This is a genomic window from Kitasatospora sp. NPDC056531, assembly GCF_042794375.1.
Taxonomy (GTDB): Bacteria; Actinomycetota; Actinomycetes; order Streptomycetales; family Streptomycetaceae; genus Kitasatospora.
Window position 1 is genome coordinate 1 of record NZ_JBHTTU010000182.1, and the last position, 4,546, is coordinate 4,546.

Annotated in this window: 3 protein-coding genes and 1 pseudogene; 1 reads left to right on the forward strand and 3 read right to left on the reverse strand. The window is 74.9% G+C overall.

Annotation, left to right across the window (positions count from 1 at the left end):
- Window positions 1-495, reverse strand: a pseudogene (locus tag ACFQ87_RS43545) (hypothetical protein); the annotation flags it as partial.
- A gap of 70 nt (window positions 496-565) precedes the next feature.
- Window positions 566-2,455, reverse strand: a complete 1,890-nt coding sequence (locus ACFQ87_RS43550) for a protein kinase (RefSeq protein WP_380616574.1) — start codon at window positions 2,453-2,455, stop codon at window positions 566-568.
- A 440-nt stretch (window positions 2,456-2,895) separates the two neighbouring features.
- Here ACFQ87_RS43550 and ACFQ87_RS43555 point away from each other — a divergent pair, with 440 nt between their 5' ends.
- Window positions 2,896-3,114 (forward strand): hypothetical protein, encoded by a 219-nt coding sequence (locus tag ACFQ87_RS43555; RefSeq protein ID WP_380616578.1) that lies wholly within the window; start codon window positions 2,896-2,898, stop codon window positions 3,112-3,114.
- Between the two features lie 453 nt (window positions 3,115-3,567).
- Here the strand turns inward: ACFQ87_RS43555 and ACFQ87_RS43560 are convergent.
- On the reverse strand, window positions 3,568-4,546 hold a 979-nt coding region (locus tag ACFQ87_RS43560; protein ID WP_380616575.1), incomplete at its 5' end, for a DUF1259 domain-containing protein.

Consider the following 4,546-nt stretch of genomic DNA (forward strand, 5'->3'; position numbering starts at 1 on the left):
GGGGACGGAGGCGGAGGCCTCGGGGGCGCCGGCGTTCGGGGCGGGTGCGGGGAGCGGCTCGGGCAGCGTGACGCCCTCCCCCGACCGCGGTGCACCCCACACCCGGGGGTCGAGGAACGTCGCGCTCTCGACCTCGGCGGCGTCGAGACGCGCCGTGGCTTCCGGGTCCGGCGCGCCGAGGCCCGCGGGGGAAAGCCGGACCGTGCGGTCCGCGCGCGGGTCGGGAGCCTTGTCGAGACGCACCGTCGCCTCGGGGTCCGCTGCACCGAGGGGTGAACGGGCCAGGCGGACCGTCCCGTCCGCACGCGGGTCGGGGGCGCCGTCAAGGCGCACCGTCGTCTCCACGTCCGCGCGGGAGAGCCGGACCGTGCCGGCCTCCCCCGCCGTGCCGGGTGCCGGGTGGCGGGTTTCCTCCCCCTCGCCCGTACCCGGACCGAGCCGGACGGTCTGGTCTGCGCCCGGGGTGGGGGCGGCGTCGGGGTGGGGCGTGGACATGGCTTTCTCCAGGGCGAGGGGTGGGGCGGGGTGGTTCGCGCCGCCGGGTGGCGGACCGGCAGGGGCCGGGTCAGCGGGGCGGGTTGCAGGTGAAGGCGTACATCTCGGCGGACGTCTTGCCCGGCACGGTCGCGGCCGGCGAGGTGCCGACGCGTACGCCCCAGGTCGTGAAGTTGTCGGCGGAGCCGAAGTCGTGGGTGCGGGTGATGGTGGCGCGGCCGTTCTGGACCGGCACCGTGTCGGTGGCGACGGTGACGGCGCGTCCGCCCGAGCTGTGGTACCAGCTGAGCGTCAGCGTCCCGGTCGCGTTGCCCTGGGCGACCACCGTGACGGTGGCGGTCAGGGCCCAACGTCCGCCGCAGGCAAGGGAGTCCAGGTTCACCGAGCTGATCGTGATGGTCGCGGGGGCGACGCTCTGGCTCGGCGAGGGCGAGGGCGTGGGCGCCGAGGAGGTCGGCCCGGCCTGGGTGGGGGCGGGGCCGGCGGGCGGGGCGGATGCCGGTGCGGCAGGGCCGGCCGGTGCCGGTTGCGGGCCGGTTGCGGGGGTGGCGGACGTCCCCGGGGCGGCGGGCGTCTTGCCGGTCGGCGTGGCGGTGGGGGCGCCGCTCGGGGTGGTGGACGCGGTGGTGGAAGCGGTGGCCGTCGGCGTCGCCGGGGCGGACGGGGTCGGGGTGGCGCCGGCCGTGCTCGGGGCCGCGGACGGGCCGTCCACCGGGTCGTGGGCGGCGAGGCTGGTGGTCGCCTCGGGCGAGGCACTGCCGAGCACCGTGTGGGCGCCGCCGCCGGTGGCCCGCGCCATCGCCACGGTGGTCAGGGTGGCCAGGGCGATGACGCCGGCCGCGACGCCGGTGAGCACCTTGCCGCGGGTCCCGAGACGGGCAGTCAGGGGCAGGCGTGCGACCGCCGGGGCGGCGTCGGCGCCGAAGCCGGACCCCGCGTCGGCCCCGGCGTCGGTGTAGGCGTCCGCCTCGACCGGGCCCAGGAGGGTGTGGGCCAGCGAGGTGCCACCGCCGGCCGCTCCCCCGGCGCCGGGCAGCAGCAGCGCGAGCAGGCCGACCAGCGCCGTCAGGTCGCGGCGGCCCTTCTCCTCCCAGTGCGGCCCGTAGGCGGCGGCCGCCACCTTCTCCAGCTCCTCGACGAGCGCGGCCGCGCTGTCGGGCCGGGCGTCCGGCTCCTTGGCCAGGCCCGACAGGATCAGCGGCCGGACCGGGGCCGGGGCCAGCTCGGCGGGGATCGGCGCCTCGGTGTGCTGGACGGCGAGTTCGGCGATCGTGGCGCCCTCGTAGGGGCGGGTGCCGGTGAGGCACTCGAAGAACGTGACGGTCGCCGCGTAGACGTCGCCCGCCGGGGACGCGGCCCGGCCCGCCCACTGCTCGGGCGGCATGTAGGCGGGGGTGCCGGAGACGTCGCGGTCCGCGCCGCTGGGCACGGCGATGCCGAAGTCGACCAGCTTGGACGTGCCGGCCGTGTCAACCAGCACGTTGGCGGGCTTGTAGTCGCGGTGCACCACGCCGGCCTCGTGCGCGGCGGCCAGGCCCAGCAGCGAGCCCTTCAGCACCACCAGGGCGGCCTCGGCGGTGGTGGCACCCTCCGAGCGCAGCAGGTCGCGCAGCGCGATCCCGTCGACCAGCTCCATCACGATGGCCGAGCCCCGCTCGCCCTCCACGTACTCGTAGAGCCGGGTGACGTACGGGGAGTCGATGCCGGCGAGGACCTCGGCCTCGGCGCGCAGCGCGGTGGAGGCGGCGCAGGCGTGGAGGTGCTTGATCGCCACCGGGGTACCGGTGTCCCGGTGGCGGGCGAGCACGACCCGGCCGCTCGCCCCGGCGCCGAGCTCCCGCTCGTAGAGGTACTCCGGGAGCTCCCAGAGGCCCTCGTCCGCCTCGGGCGCCGGTCCCGTGGGGGCGGGTGCGGTGCCGCCCCCGCCGGGTCTGCCGTCCTCGGTCTGTCTGTCGTCCATCGCCTTGCGCTCTTCCCGTCCTGCTCACTGCCTGCTCGGCTTCGCGGCGCCGCACCTTACGGCACGGCGACTACCGGCGGGGACGCGGGCCGTGAACGGCGGGTTCCGGGCTCCACGGCCGGGAAGGTCACGATTCGGGTGCTTCGTACAGGGCCCCAATTCCGGCCGTACGGGCAGAGCCGGCTGTCGAAGCCCTCGGACGCCCCGGAGCGCGACGCCTCCGACGGCCCGATCACGTCGATGCCGTGCCCGGACCTCGTGGTGGAAGGCTTCATGACGACACACGCACCGGCGAATGCTGTTGCTTTGTCCGCTGGAACCGGCCAGGCCTGCGCTCGGGTGACTCCCGCCTCCGCTGCGCGCATTGCGCTCATCCCCTGGGACACCTACCGGTGAACATGTGTCACGTGAACACTGACCCCGCTCCCGGGAAGGCCCTCATGCCCGCTGACGACGAACTCCACCGTTTCCTCGCCGCCCTCAGCCCCGCCAGCCGCGAAAAGGTGCAGGCGCAGCCACGCGAGCGGCAGGAGCAACTAGCTGCGGCCTGGGAGACCGAACTCAGCGAGGACACCGATCTGGACACGCTCGATGAGCTGTCGCCTGACGCGGCCGCGGACGAGGCGGCCGAGCGGGTGGTACGGGACTTCTTCGCGTAGTGACTCGCGGGGCTGATCGCCCCTTGGGGAGGATCGGAGCTCACCACCGGGTCCCGTCGGCGGCCAGCGGGCCCGTAGGGCAGCAGTAGAACGGGCCCGGCCGAGTCCGGTGTCCGTGGTCGGCACTTCGCTGCCGGAGCCCCGAGAAGGCACTGGAGGCCGTCACCTGCGGGTGGCGGCCTTCCGGCGTTGGCACCCTTGGGGGGCGATCGGCGGATGGCGCCCTCGGCGATGCGGTGGCGGGTCGCCCGGAGTGCGTTTCCAGGGTGGGGGTGGGGCGGGGTCGGTGGCGGACCAGGGCCAGGTGCACTCCGGTGCGCTCGCGCAGCGTGAGCAGGCCGGTGATACGGCGGCGGGTGAGCAGGTGGGCGCGCAGCACGGCGAGGTGGGTGATGGGGGTGGCGAAGCGGTTCTCGTGGACCACGGCCCATGGGCCGCTGCCGTCAGGCCCGCTTACTCGCCCCCTCCTGCCCCATTGGCGGGCGCGGCGTTGGTGGCGGCCACCGCGCGGTGCAGGGCCCGCGCAATCTTCACGGCGTCGCCGACGGCCCAGACGTGGATGAAGAACATGCGGGGCGAGTCGACCAAGCCGTGATTGTGCAGTTCGACGATCCCGATCCCGTCGCGCTGGAGTACGCCCAGCACATGCTGCGCCTCCCCGGCCAGCACGGCGACATCCCCGCTGAGCGCGGCGCGGCCTCCCCCCACCGGCTGGAAGCTGAAGGCCGTGGTCGCCCCGGAACCGGGCGGCAGGACATAGCTGCCGTCGGTGATCGTCTCGCGGCGCAGGAAGGCGGACTTGTAGACACTGCCGTAGACGGTGCCTGTGGTGCCCAGGGCGGCGTCGATGCCCGCCGTGTCCAGCTCCAGCTTCTTCGGCTGCGTCGTCGAGGACTTGGCGGGCGGCGTGCCCGTGTGGGCGAACGCGGCGTGCAGGCCGCGGGCCAGGGCCGGGGCGTTCGGACCGTGTCCGTGCGTATGGATCCACACGAGACGGGGAGTGTGGGCGGGCAGGTGGTTGTGAATGGCCACCTGCTCGATGCCGTGTGACTGCAGCGCGCCGATCACCGGGGACAGTTCCGCCTCGGTGACGGCCAGTTCTCCCATGGTCAGGGTGGTCTTGTCGGCATAGCGGATGAAGGACACGTGCGAGCCGACCGCGAGTTCCGGCGACACGGTGACGCCGTGGGAGACGACATGCAGGTCGGTGCGCGGGAAAGCCGTCCGGTAGATCAGCCTGCCCAGCATGCTGCCCTTGCGGCCCAGCTCCGCCGCGACGTGAGTCCAGTCCCCTGCGGTGCTCTCAGCCGGACGCACCGGCGCGCCGGCCTCCCTGCCGTCAGCGCCCGCCTCGCCTCCGTGGGCGTGGTCCGTGCCGCCGTACGCCCCTTCGTGTAAGGCGTCCTGCCCGGCACCGACGGCCCGTCCCGGC

What these genes read in the sequence shown, in the direction of transcription:
- ACFQ87_RS43555 (WP_380616578.1), top strand. Translation starts at nt 2,896, where the DNA reads ATGCCCGCTGACGACGAACTCCACCGTTTCCTCGCCGCCCTCAGCCCC.
- ACFQ87_RS43550 (WP_380616574.1), bottom strand. Translation starts at nt 2,455, where the DNA reads ATGGACGACAGACAGACCGAGGACGGCAGACCCGGCGGGGGCGGCACC.